Origin of the sequence: Candidatus Thioglobus sp. (assembly GCF_028599055.1) — a bacterium.
In the GTDB taxonomy this organism is placed as follows: domain Bacteria; phylum Pseudomonadota; class Gammaproteobacteria; order PS1; family Pseudothioglobaceae; genus Thioglobus_A.
On sequence record NZ_JAQRMS010000146.1, the window covers coordinates 1 to 2,652 of the forward strand.

The following is a 2,652-nucleotide window of genomic DNA, read 5'->3' on the forward strand; positions in this document are numbered from 1 at the left end:
GCTGAGAAAGCGCACGAATTTGCCGATAAAATACGCAGCTTAATGGAGGATGCTTATGCGTTAGACATTCCACTAAAGGTGGATGTGGGCATGGGTGATTCTTGGCAACAGGCGCATTGAAGAACATAGACAAAAAAAACGCCAGCGTTAGTGGCTGGCGTCGGGCTAAGGCATGAAAACCTTAGTGTTGTTAAGTAACATTATAAAGTAAAATTAACAATAATTAACAATAATTAACAAAAAATTGAAAAATAACAACAAAAACTTAAAAAAAGTAATTGTTTATATTGATGGTTATAATCTTTACTACGGGTTAAGATCAGCCTATAAAGGCAAATATAAATGGTTAGATTTGCAAGCCTTATCAGAAAGTTTTTTACAAAAAAATATGTCATTAATTGCAGTAAAATATTTTACTGCAATTACTAAAAGTAACAGTGAAACAAAAAACAGGCAAGAAATTTTCTTAAAAGCATTGGCAGTTCATTGTGATAAATTAGAAATTACTTATGGTAGGTTTTTATCCAAAACAAAGCAATGTAGGGAATGTGGAAATACACACCAGTCTTACGAAGAAAAGAAAACGGATGTTAATATTGCCTGCCAAATACTTAATGATGCACATTTGGATAAGTATGATTATTGTTATGTTGTTTCAGGTGATAGTGATTTAGTGCCGCCTGTTGAAATTGTTAAACAGTTATTTCCAGATAAAACCATCATTGTTGCACATCCACCTAAAAGAAAAAGTGCTGAACTTTGCAAGGTTGCTGATGGATATTTTGCCATTTCTAAGCAAAAAATTAAAGTCAATCAATTGCCACAATCTATTCAAAACACAACTGGCAATGAATTAACCAAGCCTAAGACGTGGATTTAGTAGAAAAATAAAAAATTAACAACCTTCTATTGACAATGATAAGATAACAGACTTTTACTTGAGAAGTAATATTATGAATAAGCAATTACAACAACTCATTACACAAGCCTTAAGTGTCTTGGTGGAAAATGGCGTGCTGGTAAGCATACCGGATAATATTCGCATTGACCACTCTAAAGATAAGTCACAAGGCGATTTTGCCTCTAACATTGCCATGGTATTGTCCAAGCAGGCTAAATGTGCGCCTAGAGAATTGGCGCAAAAAATTGTTGAGCAATTGGCAGATGCCACTGAGATTGAAAAAATTGAGATTGCCGGCCCAGGCTTTATTAACTTTTTCATGTCACAAGGTTCAAACAATCAAGTACTTGAAGATATTCTGTCGCAAGGTGCTGAGTTTGGTCTGTCTACAGTTGGTAATGGTCAGCGTATCTTGTTGGAGTTTGTTTCTGCCAATCCAACGGGGCCTTTGCATGTTGGTCATGGTCGAGGTGCTGCATACGGGGCAACGGTTTCAAACTTGTTGCGCGCAGTTGGCTTTGAGGTTGATAACGAATACTACGTGAATGACGCCGGACGACAAATGGATATTTTAGCCACGTCAGTATATTTGCGTTATTGTGAAGTGGCTGTGTTTCCAGATAATGCTTATAAAGGTGACTATATCCTTGATATTGCCAAGCAAATTACCAATGTTGGCAAGCATGATATTGCCCAAGGTGTGTGCAAAGATGAAAAAGATGGCGGCGATAAAGAAAAGCACATTGATGAATTAATTGCAAATTGTAAAAGTGCACTAGGATCGGATTATCAAGTTATTTTCAAATTAGCAATCGACAGCATATTAAGCGGTATTAAAGCTGATTTGGCTGATTTTGGCATAGAATACCAGCAGTGGTTTTCAGAGCAGTCTTTGGTTGATTCCGGCCGGTCTGAAAAAACCGTCAAGGCATTGCAAGCGTCTGACCACATTTATGAGAAAGAAGGTGCTTTGTGGTTTAAGACCACTGATTTTGGCGATGATCTAGATCGTGTGGTGGTTAGAGACAATGGTTTGCATACTTATTTTGCCTCTGATATCGCTTATCATCTTGAGAAATTTGAGCGCGGTTATGACAAAATTATTAATATCTGGGGCTCTGACCATCATGGTTATATTGCCCGTGTCAAGGCTTCTATCAGTGCGTTAGGGCACGATCCTGAAAAACTAGAAATTTTATTGGTGCAGTTTGCCAATTTATATCGGGGCGGCGAAAAAGTTGCTATGTCAACGCGTAGTGGCTCATTTGTGACGCTTGAGGAGTTGCGCCATGAAGTGGGTAATGATGCAGCGCGTTTTTTCTATGTGTTGCGTAAATCTGAACAACACATGGATTTTGACTTAGACTTGGCCAAATCCAAAACTAATGAAAATCCTGTATTTTATATTCAGTATGCACATGCCCGTATTTGCTCGGTGTTGGCTAAAGCGCAAGCGAGTGAAAGTGTTGATATGACCTTGCTTGATAACAACTATGAACAGGCTTTAATTAAGCAGCTCAATCGTTATAAAAACGTGGTGCAAGCCTCAGCCCTGAATTATGAGCCACATGTTTTGGCTTATTATTTACGTGACTTAGCGGGCGATTTTCACAGCTACTATAACGGTTGCGATTTTTTAATTGACGACAAAACCCTGCAAGCCACTCGCCTGCAACTCATTATTGCCACCAAGCAAGTATTGGCTAATGGTTTGGGACTGTTGGGCGTTTGCGCACCTGAAAAAATGTAAA

The 2,652-nt window shown here is 38.3% G+C and carries 2 protein-coding genes; both read left to right on the forward strand.

Going from position 1 to position 2,652, the window contains the following annotated elements:
• Positions 1 to 244 precede the first annotated feature (244 nt).
• Entirely contained in the window at positions 245 to 880 is a 636-nt protein-coding gene (locus PSN35_RS06920; protein ID WP_300031336.1) for an NYN domain-containing protein, read from the forward strand.
• A 73-nt stretch (positions 881 to 953) separates the two neighbouring features.
• On the forward strand, positions 954 to 2,651 hold the full coding sequence (gene argS / locus PSN35_RS06925; protein ID WP_300031339.1) for an arginine--tRNA ligase: 1,698 nt from the start codon (positions 954 to 956) through the stop codon (positions 2,649 to 2,651).
• The last annotated feature ends 1 nt before the right edge of the window (position 2,652 follow it).

Coding starts and splice junctions, on each gene's coding strand:
- argS (WP_300031339.1), top strand. CDS start 954: ATGAATAAGCAATTACAACAACTCATTACACAAGCCTTAAGTGTCTTG.